The organism is Leifsonia sp. Root4 (genome assembly GCF_001425085.1).
GTDB lineage: Bacteria > Actinomycetota > Actinomycetes > Actinomycetales > Microbacteriaceae > Microterricola.
In genome coordinates, this window is record NZ_LMDN01000002.1 from 117,022 (window position 1) to 135,069 (window position 18,048).

The following is an 18,048-nucleotide window of genomic DNA, read 5'->3' on the forward strand; positions in this document are numbered from 1 at the left end:
CGCTTGTCGGCGGATGCCGCCGCTGCAACAATGAGCGCACGGAAGCGCTGAGGAGTGCATCATGTGGCGTCGCGCACGGGACGATCGTCTGGCCCGCATCGAGGTGCTCAGCGAGGAGTTCGACCGGCAACGCGACATCGCCGCCGTGCGCCTCTCCAGCACCATCACCAAGGCGTCACTCCTTCTCGTCGGCGCCGGGCTCATCGCCGGCAGCTGGGCCGTCGACCTGATCGGGAAGCCCTTCGGCGTACTTCCGCTCATCACGATGGTGCTCGCCTTCGCCGCGGCTGCGGCGGCGCTGATCTCGCTCATCCCCCGGTCCACGGTGAAACTCGAACCGTCGAAACTGATCGACAAGGTGCTGTTCGAGTGCCAGGACCCCGAGATCGTCGATCTGAAGGAGCGCATCCTCGAGACGAAATCGGCCGTGATCGACGACCTCAACCGCGACAACGGCCGTCGCGACGTGTGGGTGCGCATCGGCTACGCCTTGTTGGGATTCGCCCTGCTCGGCGGTGCCGCCAGCCTCATCACCGCTTTTGTCACTCGCTAAGGAGGGGCCATGGAACACGATCCTCGCAACCGCAACTGCCACTACCCACCCCGCAAGTGCATCTGCGGCATCACGAGCGTGATGCCGGAGGACTCACCGGTCGCCCCGGCACTGCTCTCCTGGGTGGACACGACCGGCACGCGCAACACCATCTCGGCGACCGGCGCGTGGCAGTCGGCCGCCGGCCACTTCGAGCGCGCGGGCGTCGGCGCCCTCTACCCCGAGAGTCCTGAGGAGTTCGTCGACATCCTCGACTACGCCGCACCGCTGTTCGGCGCCGAACGCGGGGTCGCCCTGGACACCTCCCACGTCGAGCGCGACGGCGTCATCGGCGTGCGCAAGGGGTTGGGCGGCCGCGCGACCGCGGGCGAGAGCGACAGCGGGCCAACGGTCTGAGACGCCGAACGCCCCGCATGGTCATCCGGCGGCGACCATGCGGGGCGTTCCAGCGCTCAGTGCGTCAGCTCGGCCTGTTCGCTCCGTGCAAGAAGCGCCGGCACCGGCTGGCCAGGATGCGGTGCATCGCCGAGCTCTGCCTGGAGCCGCCACAGCTGCACCTTCAGCTCTTCGCGCATGTCCTCGTATTCGGGGGCGTGATAGACGTTGTGCAGCTCGTCGGGGTCGACCTCCATGTCGTAGAGTTCCCACTCCGCCGGGTAGCTCAGTCCCGAGGTGCCCGGCAGGCCCATACCGTCGTTATAGAAGTAGATCAGCTTGAAGCGCTCGGTGCGGATGCCGTAATGCGCGAGCGCGTGGTGGTGCTGGTCGTCGTTCTCGTAGTAGCGGTAGTACACGGCCTCCCGGGTCGGCGCGTCCGGGGAGTGTGTGAGCTGCGGCAGGAAGCTCACCCCCTGCATGCGCTCCGCGGCCTGCACGCCGGCAGCATCGAGGATGGTCTGCGCGAAGTCGACGTTCGTGACCATCTGCTGCAGCGGTTCACCCGGCTCGATGCCTGCGGGCCACGACAGCAGCAACGGCATCCGGATCGACTCCTCGTACATGAATCGCTTGTCGAACCAGCCATGGTCGCCCAGGAAGAAGCCCTGGTCGGAGGTGTACATCAGCAGGGTGTCGTCGGCATCGCCGCGCTCCGTGAGCCACTCGGTGACGCGGCCGACGTTGTCATCCACAGAGGCGACGCAGCGCAGGTAGTCCTCCATGTAGCGCTGGTACTTCCAGAGTGCCAGCGCGTCGGGGGTGAGCCCCTCCGGCGGCTCCACCTTCAGATCCGCCAGCGTGAGGTAGTCGGCGATGCGCATCGTGGCGTGCTTGGCCGCACTCGATCGCCCCGCATAGTCGTCGTCGAACGTGTCGGGCACCGGGATCGGCTCCGTGTACATGCCGGCGTGGGCGTCATCCGGCTCCCATGAACGATGAGGCGCCTTGTGGTGCACGAGCAGGCACCACGGCTCATCACCGTCGAGCGAGTCGACCCAGTCGAGCGCGAGATCGGTGATCACATCGGTCGCGTAGCCCGGCTGGATATGCACGCCGTTCTCGGTCAGGATCTGCGGATCGAAGTACTCACCCTGATCGCGCAGCACCGCCCAGTAGTCGAAGTTCTGCGGGTCGTGCCCCTCCCCCTCGCCCATGTGCCACTTGCCGACAATTCCGGTGCGGTAGCCCTGCTCCTTCAGCAGCGAGACGAAGGTTGTCTGCGAGGCATCGATCGGGGTTTCCAGCGTCGTCACCCCGTTGACGTGGCTGTGTGTGCCGGTCAGGATGCTCGCCCGGCTCGGCGCGCACAGAGAGTTGGTGCAGTAGCAGTGATCGACCCGTCGCCCCGCGGCCGCGATGGCGTCGATGTGCGGGGTCTCGTTGACGATCGAGCCGTAGGCACCGATGGCGTGTGCGGCATGGTCGTCGGTGAGGATGAGCAGGATGTTGGGCCGGCGGGCCGTCATCGTGCGGCCCCCACTCCGTCGAGGGCCCCGGCGCCCTTGTGCAGATCGTGTCCGGCGAGCGGGGCCAGCTCGATCGGCTCCCACACGCCGGATGTCATCGAACGGTAGCCGGCATCGATCACGGCGTTGTCGATCGCCCCGTCGAGCAGGGTCTGCCGCGGCGCGACTCCGGCGCGGTAGCTGGCGATGAAGTGATCGAACTGGCCGTGGTAGCCGTAGGCCCATGGCTCATCGAGCACGGGCCGCAGCCAGCCGCGGGCCGCGCCCGCCTTCTCCATGACGTAACCGACATCGGTGCCGGCGAACGCGGCGAGCTCGGACGCCCCGGTCTCGTCGGCGCCGAGCCAGCCGTTGTTGCCGTGGATCTCGCGCCGGATGTCGAGCCCGGGCACGTGCGTCCAGCTCGCCTCGACCTGAGCCACCCGGCCGTCATCGAAGCGCACCATCATGAGCGCGTTGTCTTCGGATTCCACGTCGTCGCGGTCCAGCCGCTCCCCCCAGGCGAAGGCCTCAACCGGGAGCGCCCCCTCGAGGAAGTAGCGCCCGACGGCGACGCCGTGGCAGCCGAGACCGCGCAGCGGCCCGCCGCCCATGCGGTCGATCTCGCGGGCGTGCTTGTGTGGGTTGCCGTGCGCTTCCCGTGCCCGAACGCTCAGCACACGGCCGATCGCCCCTGCATCCACCATCGACTTCGCCCGCGTGACGGCCGGCGAGAAGACCGCGGTCTCGGCGTAGCCGTGCCAGACGCCCGCCGCGGTGACGGCGGCGAGGCACGCGGCCGCCTCCTTACCGTTGCGGCCGAGAGGCTTGGTGCAGATGACGGCCTTTCCGGCCGCCGCCGCGATGCTCACCACCTCGAGGTGGGAATCCTGAGGAACCGCGACGACCACGATGTCCACATCGTCACGGGCGGCCAACTCTGCCGCGCCGCCGACGACGGCGGGGATGCCGTAGCGCTCGGCGAGTGCGCCGCCGCGCTCGGCGTTGCGCGCCGCGAGAACCGTCACCTCGTGGTCGCGCACGTGCTGGAGTGCCTGGAGGAAGAAGTCGGCGACGAAGCCCGCCCCGACGATGCCTAGTCGTACCGGCGAGGCCGATCCCACGGTCACGAGCGTGCCTTCATGGCGGCGGCGAACAGCTCGGTGTTCACGAACGTCTCCGGATCGTTGGCTTTCTCCATACGACCGGTCGAGACGAAGACGTCCTGCAGCGAGTTGTACTGATCGAAGGTCGTGCCGTCCTCGTTGTTGGCGAGGATCTCGTCAGACGGCGTCCACTGTGACACCTTGGCCTGCTCGGTGAGCTGGTCGACCGGCGCACCGGATGCCGCCGATGCCCATTCGACAACCTGCTCGGTGTCCTCGACGCGGAAGTCGTTGACGTCGGCGTAGACCTCGAGGAAGCGTTCGATGGCATCCGCCTTGTCCGTCACGGCGTCGTTGGACGCGACCCAGGAACCGAGGAATGAGGTGTCCGGGTAGTCGGCGTTCTTGGCGACGGTGACCGTGTCGGGCACGCTCTCCATGATCTGGGCGCTGAGCGGAGAGAAGATCGCGGCGATGTCGATCTGGCCGCCGACGTAGGCGCTCACGATGCTGGGCGGGTCGAGGACGACCTTCTCGATGTCGCTCATCGACAGGCCCGCCTCAGACAGCGCGAGCGCGAGGATCATTTCGCCCGAGCCGCCTTCCGGCACTCCGACCTTCTTGCCCTTCAGGTCCTCCGGTGTCTCGACGCCGCTGCCGGCGCGGGCCAGCACGACGTCGCCGAGCGACACCTCGCTCGGAACGATGATGGTCGCCTGCCCTGTGGCCGGCAACCAGGTGGCGCCGCCGCCGATGTAGCCGACATCGATCTGGTTCGCCTGCATGGCCTGGATCTGGGTGGGGCCGTTGGTGAAGGGGGTGAGCGTGACGTCGATGCCGTACTTCTCCCACAGCTTCAGCTCGTTCGCGGTGGCGATCACGCCGACGCCGTTGATGCTCGTGTCGATGTAGCCGACGTTGAGGGAGACACGTTCCCGGGTGGCCTCGCTCGGGTCGGATGACGCGTCGCCGGCGCCGGGGGAAGCGGCCGGCGCGCAGCCGGCGAGGGTGAGCGCGAGCGCCGTGGCGATGGTGGCCGTTGCGGCGATGCCGCTCATTCGAATGGAACTCATCATTGGGTCCTGTCTGATCGGTGGTTCGGGATTGTTGGTGCAGCGGGGAGGTACGAAGCAGCGGTCACGCCGACTTCTGTTCTGGCTGGTGGTGCACGCCTCGCCAGACGCGGGCTCGCAGCTCGGCGAACTCGGACGAGAGGCGCATCTCCTCGGTGCGCGGGTAGGCGAGCGGAACGTCGACGATCTCGCTGATGCGCCCAGGGCGCGGGCTCATCACAACGACCCGGTTGGCCAGGAACACGGCTTCGTCGACGTCGTGGGTGATGAAGACGGCGGTGCGCCGTTCCTTCTGCCACGTCTCGAGCAGGTTCTCCTGCATGTTGACGCGGGTGAGGGCATCCAACGCACCGAACGGCTCGTCCATGAGCAGGATCGAGGGGTTCACGGCGTAGGCCCTGGCGATGGCGCAGCGCTGTTTCATGCCGCCGGAGAGCTCCTTGGGGAGCGCCTTCGCGAAGTCACCGAGACCGACGAGTTCGAGGTAGTGCTGGGCGATCTCCTCCCGTTCCTTCTTCTTGATCTTCTGCAGCTGCAGACCGAACTCGACGTTCTGTTGCGCGGTCAGCCAGGGGAAGAGGGCGTATTGCTGGAAGATCACGCCGCGATCGGGCCCGGGCCCGGTCACCTCGCGGTCGTTCACCAGCACCGATCCGCTGGTCGGTGCGAGGAGCCCGGCCATGAGGTTGAGCATGGTGCTCTTGCCGCAGCCGCTCGGCCCGACCAGGGTGATGAACTCGCCCTGGGCCACGTCGAGATCGACGTTGTCGAGGCTCTTGACGATGCCGCGACTGGTTTCGTAGTGCTTGGATACCCCGCGCACCGAGATCATGGCGTTCACACGCGCACCTCCTGCCATCCGGTCAGTCTCCGCTCGAGCAGCAGGAGCAGCCTGTCCATCACGAAGCCGAGCAGGCCGATCATGATGATGCCGACGACGATGCGGGGTGTATCGAGAAACTGCGACGCGGCCTGCATCATGCGTCCGAGACCGAACGCCGCGGCGATGAGCTCGGATGCCACAACCGTCGCCCACGACGCGCCCAGTGCGACCCGCGTGCCGACGAAGATGAACGGCAGGGATGCCGGAACGACGACCTTCAGGAAGATGGTGCCGTCCTTGGCCCCCAACACCCTGGCGGCGTTGATCAGCGTCGAGTCGACGGTGCGCACGCCCTGGAACGTCGCGAGCACACAGGAGAGGAAGGAGGCCAGGAAGATGACGAAGATCTTGGCCGTCTCGCCGATGCCGAGGAAGACGATGACGAGCGGGATGAGCGCGAGCGGCGGCACCGTGCGGAAGAACTGCACCCACGGCTCGAGCAATCCGCGACCCCAGCGGTACCAGCCCATCAGGAATCCGGCCGGGATGGCGACGACGACGCCGAGCACGAAGCCGACGAGCACGCGCTGCACGCTCGCCCAGGTGTTGAGCATCAGTGTGCCGTCCGCGAGCCCCTTCACGAAGCTCTCGATCACCTCTGGAGGTGTGGGCGCGAGGGTGTTGTCGCTGATGAGTGCGCCGATCCACCAGATGGCGATCCCCGCGACGAGCGTGGTGAGGTAGAGCCAGGTGAGTGGTTTCTCTTTGCCACCCCCGATGCGTGATTTGCGAGGCGACGGCGCGTCGACGCGCGCGGCGTCGGCGATTCCCACCGCCTCCATTTGTGCCTTGATGTCAGTCAACTCGATCCCTTCATTGCGATGTGAGTGTGCTGGCGTGCGATCAGAGAGCGCGCGCGAGGTTCAGGATGGGCGGCCCGAAGACGAACCGGTCCAGTGCCACGGTGGCCGCGCCGATCATGCCCGCATCGGATCCGAAGTGCGATGGCTCGATGCGGATGCTGTCGCGCAGCAGCGGCAGCACCTGGCCCGGGATGGTGCGACGCAGCTCGTCGACGATGACCGGCGAGAGGTCGAAGAGCAGACCACCGAGCACGATGAGCTGCGGGTTGAGCAGGTTGATGATGTTGAGCAGCGCGCTCGCGACGTACTGGACGATCTCGTCGCGCAGAGCGATCGCCCGCTCATCCCCGGCCTCAACGCGCTCGACGAAGATCGTCGTCCAGGAGTGGTCGTCCGGAGCCGGGTGGCTGGCGAGGATGCCGAGCTCGACCATGCGCGCACGGATCACCCGGTCGTTGATGACCGTTTCGAGGCATCCGTGGCCACCGCAGTTGCAGTGCTCTCCGCCGGGGACGACGCGCATGTGCCCGATCTCGGCGGCGCCGTGGGTGCCTCCGCGGTACTCGCTGCCGCCCAGAATGAGGCCGGCGCCGACACCGCTGCGGATGTATACGAAGACGATGCTCTCGAGACCCTGGCCGGCGCCGTAGCGTGATTCGCCCGCGGCCATCGCACGCACGTTGTGGTCGACGACGACATCGATGTCGAGCGCGTGCTCGAAGTAGTCGGCCATGTGCACGTTCGACCAGCCGAGGTTCTGCGAATTGAGGTTGATCCGCGCCTCGGCGTCGACGAGGCCGGCGGCACCGACGCCGAGTCCGAGCGCCTTGCTCGGGTTGACGCCGGCCGTCTCCATGACCCGCTTCAGCATGACGACGGCGAGGTCCATCACCTCTTCGGGCTCGGCCGGCAGCGGGAAATCGACCAGTTCGGATGCCAGCACGTGCGAGGCCATGTCGATGACACCGACCTGGAGCACCCCGGCTCCGATCTGGGCGGCGAGTACGAAGTGTTCGTCCGCGGCGAGGGCGACGTTGGTGCTCGGCCGGCCGAGCTTGGTCAGCCGGCTCTCCGGGGCGACATCCAGCACCAGGCCGTCGTCGATGAGTTCGGCGACGACGTTGGTGACAGCCGCGGGGCTGAGCCCCGAGGTCTGGGCGAGTTCGCGGCGGGAGAGATCGCCGGTGCGCAGGAGCTGCAGGAGTACGCGGCGGTTGTGCGAGCGCACCGCCATGCTGCTCAGATGTGAAGCCCCGTTGCTTTTATTTTGCATGTAGGAAAAATAAGTGACGCGCACGCTGCTGTCAATAGCCGCGGGCACAATCGGCCGAGGAATGTTCCGCGCTCACGTGGCCGAGCCTGCACCCCAGGGCGTTCAAGGCACGCCGAAGCATCCCTGGCGCAATCTCAGCCAGAGGAGAGAACGATGCTACTCAGCGCAGCACGCGGTACCGCACGTGGGTCACGAGCGTCGAGCTCGATACCGCCATCTGCTCGAGCCGCAGATCCGTCACACCCTCGAACACCCGCTCGCCCGAGCCCAGCACGACCGGCGCGATGTGCAGCCGCAGCTCGTCGATCAGCCCGCGGTTCAGGAACTGCCGCACCGTGTCGGCCCCGCCTGCGATCGAGATGTTGCGTGTGCCGGCCGCTTCCTTCGCCAGTTCGAAGGCCGCAGCGACGCCCTTCGTCACGAAGTGGAACGTCGTGCCGCCCTGCATCGGCTGCGGCGAGCGCGCCTCGTGGGTGAGCACGAAAACGGGTGCGTGGTAGGGCGGGTCTTCGCCCCACCAGCCGGTCCACAGCTCTTCCTCCGGCCACTGCCCCCGCACCGGGCCGAACATGTTGCGCCCCATGATGAACGCACCGGCATCGACGATCGATTGGCGCTCGGCCGTGTGCAGCTCCGGCTCCTCGAACATCCAGCGGTGCAGCCCCTCGCCGCCCTCACCGAGTGGCTCGGTCTGACTCTGATTCGGCCCGGCGCTGTAGCCATCGACCGACATGCCGATGTCGCACGTCACGTATGCCATCACCCACTCCTCACGGTTCGCCGCTCGCCGACGCGACGAGACAACAGCGCACAACAACTGAGGGAATGCTCCTCGCATGCACCGCACGACACAAGAGGCATCGCAAACCCCTTGACGGCACCCAAATGGGGGGTCAAGGATATGAACCGTTCGGCTTGTCGCTGTTCTGAACGTCGCTGTTCTGAACGTCGCTGTTCTGATCGCCCCAGGGAGTGCTCATGTTCCGTCAACTCGCCATCGCCACCGCCGCCGTGCTCGTCATCACCGGCGTCAGCGCAGCACCGAGCATGGCGAGCACACCGCCGCCTGCGCCATCCGATCAGCTCTCCGTCTACACGGGCAGTGTGGATGCCGCCGGGCTCGACGCCCTCGTCGACCTCGGCGTCGACCGGCACGACGTCGCGGCGACCCCGAGCGAGGACGGCGGCTTCGACGTGCAGGTGATCCTGAGCGGCGAACAGGCCAGCGAGCTCGCCCAAGCGGGCACCGAGCTGGAACTCAAGGCGTCACCGGATGCCGGCCGCCGCATGCTCCAGGCCGAGGGCGTCTACCGCATGTACAGCGGGCCCGGCGGCCTGCAGGAGGAGCTCGTGGCCCAGGCGGCCGCGTTCCCGAAGATCGCGCAGCTGCAGGTGATCGGCCAGACCGTTACCGGGCAGGACATCACGGCGGTGCGCGTGACGAAGAACCCCAAGGCCGGCAAGCAGGGCAAGCTGCCGACCACCGTCTTCATCGGCGCCCAGCACGCCCGCGAGTGGATCACCCCCGAGATGGTGCGGCGCCTGCTCAATGAGGTGCTGACGAACTACGGCAGCGACCCGCGCATCACGGATCTCGTGAACACGACCGAGATGTGGTTCATCCCCGTCGCCAACCCCGACGGCTACGACTTCACCTTCCAGGAGGGCCAGCGGCTGTGGCGCAAGAACCTGCGCGACAACAACGGCGACGGCGTCATTGGCACCGGCGACGGCGTCGACCTCAACCGCAACTACCCGACCCGCTGGGGTTACGACAACGAGGGCTCATCGCCGAACCCGGCCAGCGAGACGTACCGCGGGCCCGCGCCGGCATCCGAACCAGAGACGCAGGCGCTCGACGGCCTGTTCAAGCGCCTCACCCCCGAGTTCTTCATCAACTACCACTCCGCCTCCGAGCTGCTGCTGCACGGCGTCGGCTGGCAGGTGGCCACCCCCTCACCCGATGACGTGATCTACGAGGCGATGGTCGGCGACGACCAGAACCCGGCCGTGCCCGGCTACGACCCCGACATCTCGGCCGAGCTGTACACGACCAACGGCGACACCGACTCGCACATGCAGGAGGCCTACGGCACGCTCGGATTCACCCCCGAGATGACGACCTGTGAGACGGTCTCCGACTCGATTCCGGATGACGCGTGGGAGTCCAGCGACTGCCTGAGCGGCTTCAACTTCCCGGACGACGAGGGCCTCATCCAGGCCGAGTTCGAGAAGAACGTGCCGTTCGCACTGGCCGTCGCCGAATCGGCGCTCGACCCCGACGACCCCGTCTCGGTGGTCAACCGTGACGCGCCCGACTTCCAGGTCGACAGCTTCACCGTCTCCTACGGCGACCCGCAGCCGGTGGCCGTCGTCGCCAAGCGCACCCTGCAGAAGAAGGAGCTGCACTACTCCATCAATGGCGGGCGCGCCCAGCGCGGCAGCGTCGAGGAGTGGGCGGGCGGCGAACGCTACGGCTTCGAGAACACCGACTACTACGCCGAGTACCGCGGCACCGTCACAGGCGCGAAGCCCGGCGACAGCGTCGAGGTGTGGTTCACCGGGCGCGCGCATCCGAAGGACGCGAAGGGCAGTGCCGCCGCCCGCGCGGTCGAGAGCGAGCACTTCACGTACACACTCGCCCAGGACACGGGCAACCCGGCGCTCGTCATCGCCAACGAGGACTACACCGGCGTGAACCCCACCTACCCGGCCGGCACGGCCGCACCGAAGTACCTCGACGCGCACGTCGCGGCCCTCGAGGCCAACGGCGTGACCCCGGACGTGTGGGATGTCGACGCGCAGGGTGTGCCGCATCCGCTCGCCGTGCTCAGCCACTACGACGCCACGCTCTGGTACCTCGGCGACAACCGGCTCACGCAGGACCCGGAGGACGAGCTGACCGAGTACGGCAGCCAGGAGGTGCCCGACCTCTCGGTGGCCGAGCGCACCCAGTACCTCACGCTCGCGCTCCGCGACTACCTCAACGAGGGCGGCAAGCTCGCCTACACCGGCGAGACGACGGGCTACTACGGCGTGCTGGCCGGCACGCTCGGCGGCATCTACTACGGCCTCGACGGCGCCCCCGATCAGCCCTGTGCCGTCACCGTGGACCCCTTCAGTGACTGCCTCCTCTACGCCGACGACTTCACCCAGTACTGGATGGGCGCCTATAGCCGCACCCCGCTCGCGGCCAGCGGCGTCGTCGGAACCGCTCCCCCGATGGACGGCGTCTCCGCCCTCTTCGGCGGCCCGGCCACGGTCGACAACCCCGTCGACGAGGCCGGTGCGCTCTCCCCCACCAGCGCGACGCTGCCGGTCGAGGAGTTCCCACAGTTCGAGAGCGCGGCGGTCGCCAATTACACCGAGCCGCAGGGACCGTTCATCGCGGTCGAGGGCTCGTGGGCGATGGCCGCCCCGCACATCGACGACGGCTACCAGCGCCTCACGCGCAGCTACGACCTCAGCGCTCTGACGGCGGCGGATGCCCCGGCCTTCGCGGCGCAGTTCTCCTTCGACACCGAGGAGGGTTACGATCACGTGATCGTCGAGGCCCGCACCGTGGGCGGCTCCGACTGGACGACGCTGGCGGATGCCGACAACGGCACCCCCGGCGATGTGGCCACGACCAGCGACGTGCCAGCCGAGTGTGAGGCGGGCTTCTTCATGGAGGAGCACCCGCAGCTCGCGAACTACCTCACGCTCGCCAACTCGTGCCTGCCGAGCGGCTCCACCGGCGACTGGAACTCGTTCACCGGAACCTCCGGTGGCTGGGTGCCGGTCTCCTACGACCTCAGCGCCTTCGCCGGTGCGCAGGTGGAACTCTCCGTGAGCTACGTCACCGACCCGTTCACGGGCGGCACCGGACTCATCGTCGATGACACCAAGCTCGTGACGGCTGCGGGAGAGTCGGAGGCCGAGGGCTTCGAGGAAGGCCTCGGCGCCTGGACAGTCCCGGGAGCACCGGAGACGAGCCCCGGCAACGCCTCGGACTTCGTGCGCACGAACGGTCTGGGCGGCATCGTCTCGGCGGTCACCACCCCCGACACGGTGATGCTCGGTTTTGGCCTCGAACAGCTCGCCACCGATGCGGACCGCGCCGCCGTCGCCGGGCGCCTGCTCAGTCACCTGCTCGGGTAGAGCTCTCGGCCGCTTCCCGCGAGCGGGCCTAGCCCAGATCGCGCTCCACTTTCACTCGACAAATGAGCGTGGAGCGGGCTCGGCATCGTCCACTGGAATGAACTGTCGAAGATGTTCCCTAAGACCTGGGTCGCACACGTAGACATAGGTTCCGCGAATTCCACGGGTGAGCAGAACGGTATAGATGTTCCTGATGAATCCCAGGAGATCGTCATCCGTGTACTTCTTCTCGAGAACGGCGTTGTTCTCCTTGCCCTTGATGTCGAAGTACGAATCTCGATTTACACGAACTCCACCGTCGATCGGATCCAGGTAGATATCGGGACCGATGATCACGCCGGCGTAGTTCAGGTCGTAGCCCTGGACAGTGTGGATTGAACCCACTTCTTCGAGTGAGTTGGACGACGCAATCCAGTCGACCGCAGTGCTGTTCCAGCGGAGCTGGCAGCCATCGACCTCGATATCAAAAGCAAGCCTGTCCTTCTTCGACTTCCATTCCCAGGCGAATCCGGCAACGGTTCGTGCAAGCCCATGCTCGGCTTCCCGGAGGAGGAGCGTTTCCCGCATCGCGGCGAGGCTGTCGAATAGTCGGAAATCGTAAGCCGGAAAAAGCTCCCGCCCAGCCAATGCAACGTCGCTTTGTGGCGAGCTGCCACCCAACAGCCGCCGAACGTAGCCGACGTAGTCCGCTCCGGCCTGAACTCTCATCTGCGATACAAGCGGGTAATGCCTGTGCGTAGATTTCGCAGTATCCACGAGCGAGTCAAACACCTCACTTGGAAGATCTGCCGGGCGAACGCTCTGCGCCGTATCGAGCATAAGTATCTGGTGCTTGCTCTTCGCAAGAATCCAATCGAGCTGAGTCTTCGATTTGTCGTCGGCGCCGAAGAGATCCACTGTGATATCCCGAAACGCCTTGTTAAGCACTCCAGACGGCTGATTGGCGCGCTGGTTTAGGCGGTGGGACTCATCGACGATGAGGAGGTCAAAGTCGTGCTTCGCAAGCCCGACCTCAAAGGGGGTAAGCACCATGTCTGCGCTGAGGCCAGGAGTCCTGTTGAACACCTTCCGAATCGACTTCCGGAGTGCTTGTTGCGGAATTACGAATCCGACCCGGGCTCCCGCGAGTAGATTCCGATTTTCTTCCACGAAGAAATCCGAGAAGAGTGAGTCTCCGTCGAGGTCAGCTGGGTGAATCTCCGAGGCAACGTCCACTAGTAGTTTCAACATGTAGATCGCCACGACGGTCTTGCCCGTTCCTGGGCCACCTTGGACGATCGTCGTGCTCGTCGTGTTGGAACTGAGGTCAGCGAAGAATCCTTCGATAATGTCTTCTACCGCAATAGCTTGGTCGTATGAAAGCGCCTTGAACGGCGACAGTTTGAACAGATCGCTGTTCTCGATCTCGGGAACGGTCCGCTCGAATACACCATCGTTTCGAAGCTTCTCGAAGACGTCCTGAAAACGCAGCTGATAGCGGGCTCGATCAAAATAGTCTGCATCCGTGATTCCGACATTGCGATTCAACACCTGGTAGTGCCCGTCACCAGCGAGCATTCGGATCAGGTAGGACTCGAGATCGAGGCAGACGGACTTGTTGAAGGTGTTGTCCACGATGGCACGGATCGTCGTCAGATGAGCCTTCTCCGTGCCTTCAAGATGCTGTCGCATCCGGGCAACCGCGTTCAGAGACTCACCTACATAGACGTCACCCCGACGCGAGTCATTTCGCCCACGGCTGTTCGGTTTGGCGTTATCCAGGACGTAGACAACGGGCCAGTTGCTGCTGCGCTTGTCGAGAGAGGACCATTCCCGAACCGATTCCCGATTGAAATCGAATTGAGCGATGTCAAAGGGCGTCATATTTGGTGCTTCGCCCCCGCGATTTGTCCACTGGATACTTTTCGCGCGTCAGCGCGAGCTTGTCGAGAATGATCTGGCCCGGGTCTACGCCGATGCGCTCAGCGAGCATGTAGCAATACGTGAGCACGTCCGCGAGCTCCCCCTGGACACGTTCGACGTCGGCGTCAGCATTCCACTGGAAACACTCGAGTAGCTCTCCGGCCTCAATCGCAATGCTCTTCGCGAGATTCTCAGGAGTGTGGAATTGCGCCCATTCACGCTCAGCGACAAACGCCGCGATCTCGTCACGGACATGCGGTTCGGTCATGTCGCCAACCTAGCAGTGGCCACACCACCGCGCGGCGGAGCGGCGCAGTGCTCGTGTCTTGATGAGTCGTTCAAGAGGCTGATGGAAGCCAGAGGTTGCGGTGATAGCGCACGTTCTCTAGCTCAACCTTGTGAGCCCGATACCAGCGGAGGTCACCAACCACCGTCATCCCTCTGGTCTCGGCGATCGTCAAGTCATCCAAAATCACCATGCCGCCGTAATCCAGCTGAGTGTGATGGTTCGGACAGAGGCACAACAGGTTCGTTGTCAGGTCTGCACCGAGATGCGGCCGTCCCAACGGGCGAACGTGTGCGCCTTCGGCATATTTGCGGTCGCCGAAAGCAGGAATGACTTCGCCGCAAACCTGACAGGCGAAATCATAGAGCTTCTTGATCTGACGCGCGACTTCGGAGTCTCGGACACGTCGACTGACGATTGAATCAGCAAAGGCGGGATCGGTCTCAACTGAGCTACGTGGCTCAAGCGGCGGTTGCGCCTCGACCCGATCTAGCCGAAAACGCACGATCTGGAATCCGTCGATCCCTACCTGCATCCACCAATCGGTCACTGAGTAAAGGCCCGAGTATAGATAGCCGGCCGGAGGCGCGAATGGAGATCCGCGGTGTCGACCGCGGACGACGCGCACCGGAAGCCCTTGGACCATGCTCGTGATTAGCCCCGCGTTTCCGGGTGCAGTTGGATCCTGGTCACGAACCTGGCGCGAGGAGTTCGCATCCTTGCCCCCATGCCCGGTGTACATGAGGTAGTCACCGTGATCTTCGTCGTCGATGTACCCGCCGGAGATCACGACCGAGTCGGCACCGGCCGCACCTGTGCCGCTGATCCCAGACTGAGTCGGGCGGTGGACGTTTGCCTCGTGGAGTTCCCGTCGGTTAACAAACAGTTGCCCCACGCGCACTCCGTCCGGCGTGCCAAAGAACCTCTGCCGCATCGCAACGTCTCCCCCGTTTCGAGCCAGCCTATTGGACTGGCAAGGCTGCATTGATCGAGTCGGCATCCCCAGTTCAGGCCACGCGCTCGCACCAAGCGCACCCCAGGTTGCGCTAGAAGACGCACCGAGGCGATCGAGAGCCGTGCGGTTTCGGCCGCGACCCGTTCAGCTAGCCAGCCAACGCACCAAACACCAGTGGGAAAAGCGTCGGCAGCTGTGCCAACGCGCCGATGGCGAGCGCAAGCAGGGCGGCCATCCCCGCGAACGCCCAGAGTCGGCGTCGGCACCGGGCAGCGCGGACTTGATCGTGCAGCTCCGCGAACTGGCGCCGAGCTTCGGCGGGGTCGCCGGTATCCGTCGCACGCCAGAGGGTGGGGTCGTCGATGACAGTCAGAAGATCCGAGACGGCGTCGGAGCTGAGCGTTTCGGGTTGCTGCTTCAGCCAGCGGCGCACCTCGTGCGAGTTGAGCACGCGCACTCGCTCCGGCCGAACCTTCACCATGATGCGCTTCGGGTCGACGACCACGATCAGCGGGTGCACGGGCACGTGGTGCGGCATCCGCTCGCCCAGGAGGCGCGCGAGACGAGCCGACTCCCCCTCGGCGTTGCGGATGTACTGTTGGCGCTGCCCGTCGACGAGCATGGTGCGCCCGGCGACCCAGATGCTCTTGCCGGCGTGGTGCTTTGTGTTGATGGTGAAGACCCCACCGGGCCCGACGACCACGTGGTCGATGTCGGATTCCTTGGTGCGGACGGGCAGCGCGTGGCGGGCGGACCAACCCTCCGGAAGGCGTTCGAGGATGTCTCCGACGGCGATCTCGCCGACCGCGCCGAGGTACCAGGGGCGTGCGTCGTCCGACAGCGGACAGCTCCCGAAGAAACGCTGCACGGAGGTGCGGGGCGCCACGCCGAGCTGCCTTCGCAGTGTCTCGTCGATGACGAGCTGTCCCGCGAATCGATCGCGCATTGTTGCGGCAGTCGCCATCGGCTCCCCTGAGAGTTTCTCAGTCACAGTAGCCCGCGCCGAGCCCGCACAGGCACCCCCCGAACGGGGAGTTCGGCCGATGCTCGCTCCTAGTTCACCAGGGCGGCCCGGTAGCGCGCGTACTTGCGCGCGCCGACCGTGCGCCAGATCAGCCGCACCTGCCCCGGCAGGTGTTTGTGCAGCCACTCGGTGCCGCCGTCCGGCTGCGCGGCGAGGATCGCCCCGAGCTGGATCATGCTCTTGCCCTTGGGCGTGGCATTCCGGCCGTGCTCACCGAACCAGTCGACCTCCTTCTGCGTGAGCGTGGTCTCCATTACCGGGACGATGTTCGTCTCCTCATCGGGCAGGTGCACGTCGAGCGCGGAGTTGATGCCGGCGAGGGCCGAACTGAGGGATGCCGCATCCGCTGCCCGCCCGCTGGCCCGCCAGGCCGGCAGGCCCGCGTCGAGCGCCTGCAGATGCGTCAGCATGACGGCGTGCTGCTCCTTCATCCGCGTGACGTGCACCGCGCAGGCGGGGGCACGGCTCTCGAGACGATCCCAGAGCATCGTGTCTTCGCCCTCGTGGTGCGCGTGCAGACCGATCGAGAGCATGGTCAGGTGGTCGCCGACGCGGTCGGCGTGCGCGGCGTCACCCTCGGTGACGCCGGCGACGAGCGCGGGGCCTTCGCCGAAGCCGGCCCGGAAGAACCGGTGGATCTCGGCCATGCCGCTCGCGTCGCAGGTCTTCGCGCCGCTGGATTTATTGTCATTCGGCTGGTCGCCGCTGGAGGGCAGTGCGGTGGCGGGCATGGCGTCTCCGATCGTCCGTGACTCTGCGCAGGCACGATACTCGTCGACCGCTGGCGCGGCAAGCGGTGGCGACCTAGCGGATCGGGCCTCCGAGCAAGGCGGAGAGCGGCCCGGACGGTAGCGCGATCCAGCCCTCGCGTGTGGCCTGGGCGCGATGCTCCTCGGGCACGGGGAAGGTCTGGCCCAGCAGGTGCGCCCGGGCGGTGAGGGCCGCGAGGAGGGCGTCGAGGGCGTCATCCGTTCGGAGCAGTTCGTCGGTGTGGGTGCCGAGGTCGAGCCACGGGGCCTCAGCGATCAACCCTGCGAGGAGGAGTTCGCGGGCATCCCGGTCGACCCGGTATTTCGGAACTAGGAGGCCCCAGATGCGGAGCGAGGCGCCGGGGTACACCTCGGCCACCTTCCCGGCGCCGGATCGGTCGACGACGCCGATGCGATCGCCGATCACGTCAAGGAGCGCCGCGCAGTGCATCGCGGTGAGTCCGAGGCGATCGGTCGCGACGCTGAGCGGCCACCGCCCCATGCGGCGGTGCACCTCGCGATCGGTCTCGCGGTAGGCCAGACGCCGGCGCCACGCCATCCCCTCGTCGTTCGACAGGTCGACGCGCGTGCCCTGGGTGTGCGCGGAGACGAATGCGACGAAGTCGTCGGGCCAGCCGAAGGCGCAGTCGATGCCCATCGAGTCGACCCGCTCCGCCGCATCGACGATGGTGCCGTCATCCACACCCACGGCGAGTGAGACCATGCGGGCACTGCTCGCGGACCACTCCACGATCGCCAGCGCCGTCCTTTTCGGCTCTGCTGCGAGGTCGACGCCCGCCGTCAGCGCGCTACGTGGCCCGGCGGCTCGCGCGTTCGCATCGCCCATGTTCACAACTCCCGCACTCGTTGACGCATGACTCCGAGGGTATCGAGCGCAGGCATGGGGCCGGGCGTAGGGTGAAGAGCAAGGAGGAACACATATGGGAGACGATCGACTCAGCAACGCGTCCGAGGACGGTGCCGCGGATGACACCGTGGACGCTGCTGCGCTGCAGCTTCGGCGCAACGATGAGGCACACCGCTACGAGGCCGTGCTCGGCTCGGACGTCGCGGGGTACGCGGAGTTCGTGCTCCGGCCACCGAACCGGATCGTGTTCACCCACACGGTGACAGAGCCCGCCTTCACCGGCCACGGCATCGCGACCCGGCTCGTCGAGTGGGCGCTCAGTGATGCCCGGGACCGCGAGCTGCGCATCGTCGTGCGGTGCCCGTTCATCACCAGCTACCTGGAGACGCACCACCAGTTCGACGACGCGCTGGACCGCCTCATCGACCGCGGCTGAGGGAGCTGATCGGGAGATTCTTGTGGCTTTGACGCCGACCGGTGCGGGTCTGACCCCGGGCCTTGACAAGTTGGGATCTTTCCGCGGGTTGGGAGAACCCGAGCACTTGGCACC

17 protein-coding genes are annotated in these 18,048 nt (G+C 66.2%); 4 read left to right on the forward strand and 13 right to left on the reverse strand.

Features of this window, described 5'->3' with window-relative positions; translation table 11 throughout:
- The first annotated feature begins 61 nt into the window (after positions 1-61).
- Positions 62-553 carry a hypothetical protein gene (locus ASC66_RS06710; RefSeq protein WP_055836764.1) on the forward strand — a complete coding sequence of 164 codons (492 nt, stop codon included), beginning with the start codon at positions 62-64 and terminating at the stop codon, positions 551-553.
- Between the two features lie 9 nt (positions 554-562).
- Positions 563-949: a hypothetical protein gene (locus ASC66_RS06715; RefSeq protein ID WP_055836767.1), complete on the forward strand. Its 387-nt coding sequence runs from the start codon at positions 563-565 to the stop codon at positions 947-949.
- A 56-nt stretch (positions 950-1,005) separates the two neighbouring features.
- On the opposite strand, the gene ASC66_RS06720 is transcribed toward ASC66_RS06715, so the two are convergent.
- The 7 genes from ASC66_RS06720 to ASC66_RS06750 all read right to left on the reverse strand — a co-directional run bounded on the left by ASC66_RS06720 (position 1,006) and on the right by ASC66_RS06750 (position 8,334).
- The gene (locus ASC66_RS06720) at positions 1,006-2,457 is read right to left on the reverse strand and encodes a sulfatase family protein (RefSeq protein WP_055836769.1); all 1,452 of its coding nucleotides are present in this window, start codon (positions 2,455-2,457) and stop codon (positions 1,006-1,008) included.
- Positions 2,454-3,566, reverse strand: a complete 1,113-nt coding sequence (locus ASC66_RS06725; protein ID WP_055836773.1) for a Gfo/Idh/MocA family protein — start codon at positions 3,564-3,566, stop codon at positions 2,454-2,456. Before ASC66_RS06725 ends, ASC66_RS06720 begins: the two co-directional genes overlap by 4 nt.
- Positions 3,563-4,615, reverse strand: coding sequence for an ABC transporter substrate-binding protein (locus ASC66_RS06730; RefSeq protein WP_162243480.1), 1,053 nt, complete (start codon positions 4,613-4,615; stop codon positions 3,563-3,565). The genes ASC66_RS06725 and ASC66_RS06730 overlap by 4 nt, the downstream gene beginning before the upstream one ends.
- A gap of 64 nt (positions 4,616-4,679) precedes the next feature.
- Positions 4,680-5,474, reverse strand: a complete 795-nt coding sequence (locus ASC66_RS06735; protein WP_082492105.1) for an ABC transporter ATP-binding protein — start codon at positions 5,472-5,474, stop codon at positions 4,680-4,682.
- Positions 5,453-6,301, reverse strand: a complete 849-nt coding sequence (locus tag ASC66_RS06740; protein WP_235496745.1) for an ABC transporter permease — start codon at positions 6,299-6,301, stop codon at positions 5,453-5,455. Before ASC66_RS06740 ends, ASC66_RS06735 begins: the two co-directional genes overlap by 22 nt.
- 40 nt (positions 6,302-6,341) lie before the next feature.
- Positions 6,342-7,574, reverse strand: coding sequence for an ROK family transcriptional regulator (locus ASC66_RS06745; protein ID WP_082492106.1), 1,233 nt, complete (start codon positions 7,572-7,574; stop codon positions 6,342-6,344).
- A 160-nt stretch (positions 7,575-7,734) separates the two neighbouring features.
- Complete coding sequence (locus ASC66_RS06750) at positions 7,735-8,334, reverse strand: dihydrofolate reductase family protein (RefSeq protein ID WP_055836790.1); 600 nt, start codon at positions 8,332-8,334, stop codon at positions 7,735-7,737.
- A 218-nt stretch (positions 8,335-8,552) separates the two neighbouring features.
- On the opposite strand from ASC66_RS06750, the gene ASC66_RS06755 reads away from it, so the two are divergent.
- A complete protein-coding gene (locus ASC66_RS06755) occupies positions 8,553-11,714 on the forward strand; it encodes a M14 family metallopeptidase (protein WP_082492107.1) in 3,162 nt (1,053 codons plus the stop codon).
- Positions 11,715-11,765: 51 nt separating this feature from the next.
- Here ASC66_RS06755 and ASC66_RS06760 read toward each other — a convergent pair whose 3' ends face one another.
- The 6 genes from ASC66_RS06760 to ASC66_RS06785 form a co-directional block, all read right to left on the reverse strand.
- Complete coding sequence (locus tag ASC66_RS06760; RefSeq protein ID WP_055836793.1) at positions 11,766-13,577, reverse strand: DUF2075 domain-containing protein; 1,812 nt, start codon at positions 13,575-13,577, stop codon at positions 11,766-11,768.
- On the reverse strand, positions 13,564-13,884 hold the full coding sequence (locus ASC66_RS06765) for a nucleotide pyrophosphohydrolase (RefSeq protein ID WP_055836795.1): 321 nt from the start codon (positions 13,882-13,884) through the stop codon (positions 13,564-13,566). The genes ASC66_RS06760 and ASC66_RS06765 overlap by 14 nt, the downstream gene beginning before the upstream one ends.
- Before the next feature lie 70 nt (positions 13,885-13,954).
- Positions 13,955-14,902, reverse strand: a complete 948-nt coding sequence (locus tag ASC66_RS06770) for a YDG/SRA domain-containing protein (protein ID WP_353612518.1) — start codon at positions 14,900-14,902, stop codon at positions 13,955-13,957.
- Positions 14,903-15,005: 103 nt separating this feature from the next.
- Positions 15,006-15,821 carry a nuclease-related domain-containing protein gene (locus tag ASC66_RS06775; RefSeq protein ID WP_055836800.1) on the reverse strand — a complete coding sequence of 272 codons (816 nt, stop codon included), beginning with the start codon at positions 15,819-15,821 and terminating at the stop codon, positions 15,006-15,008.
- An 89-nt stretch (positions 15,822-15,910) separates the two neighbouring features.
- A complete protein-coding gene (locus ASC66_RS06780) occupies positions 15,911-16,612 on the reverse strand; it encodes a hemerythrin domain-containing protein (RefSeq protein ID WP_055836802.1) in 702 nt (233 codons plus the stop codon).
- 73 nt (positions 16,613-16,685) lie between these two features.
- Positions 16,686-17,477: a DUF429 domain-containing protein gene (locus ASC66_RS06785; RefSeq protein ID WP_055836805.1), complete on the reverse strand. Its 792-nt coding sequence runs from the start codon at positions 17,475-17,477 to the stop codon at positions 16,686-16,688.
- A gap of 94 nt (positions 17,478-17,571) precedes the next feature.
- Here ASC66_RS06785 and ASC66_RS06790 point away from each other — a divergent pair, with 94 nt between their 5' ends.
- A complete protein-coding gene (locus ASC66_RS06790; protein ID WP_055836808.1) occupies positions 17,572-17,934 on the forward strand; it encodes a GNAT family N-acetyltransferase in 363 nt (120 codons plus the stop codon).
- Positions 17,935-18,048 lie beyond the last annotated feature (114 nt).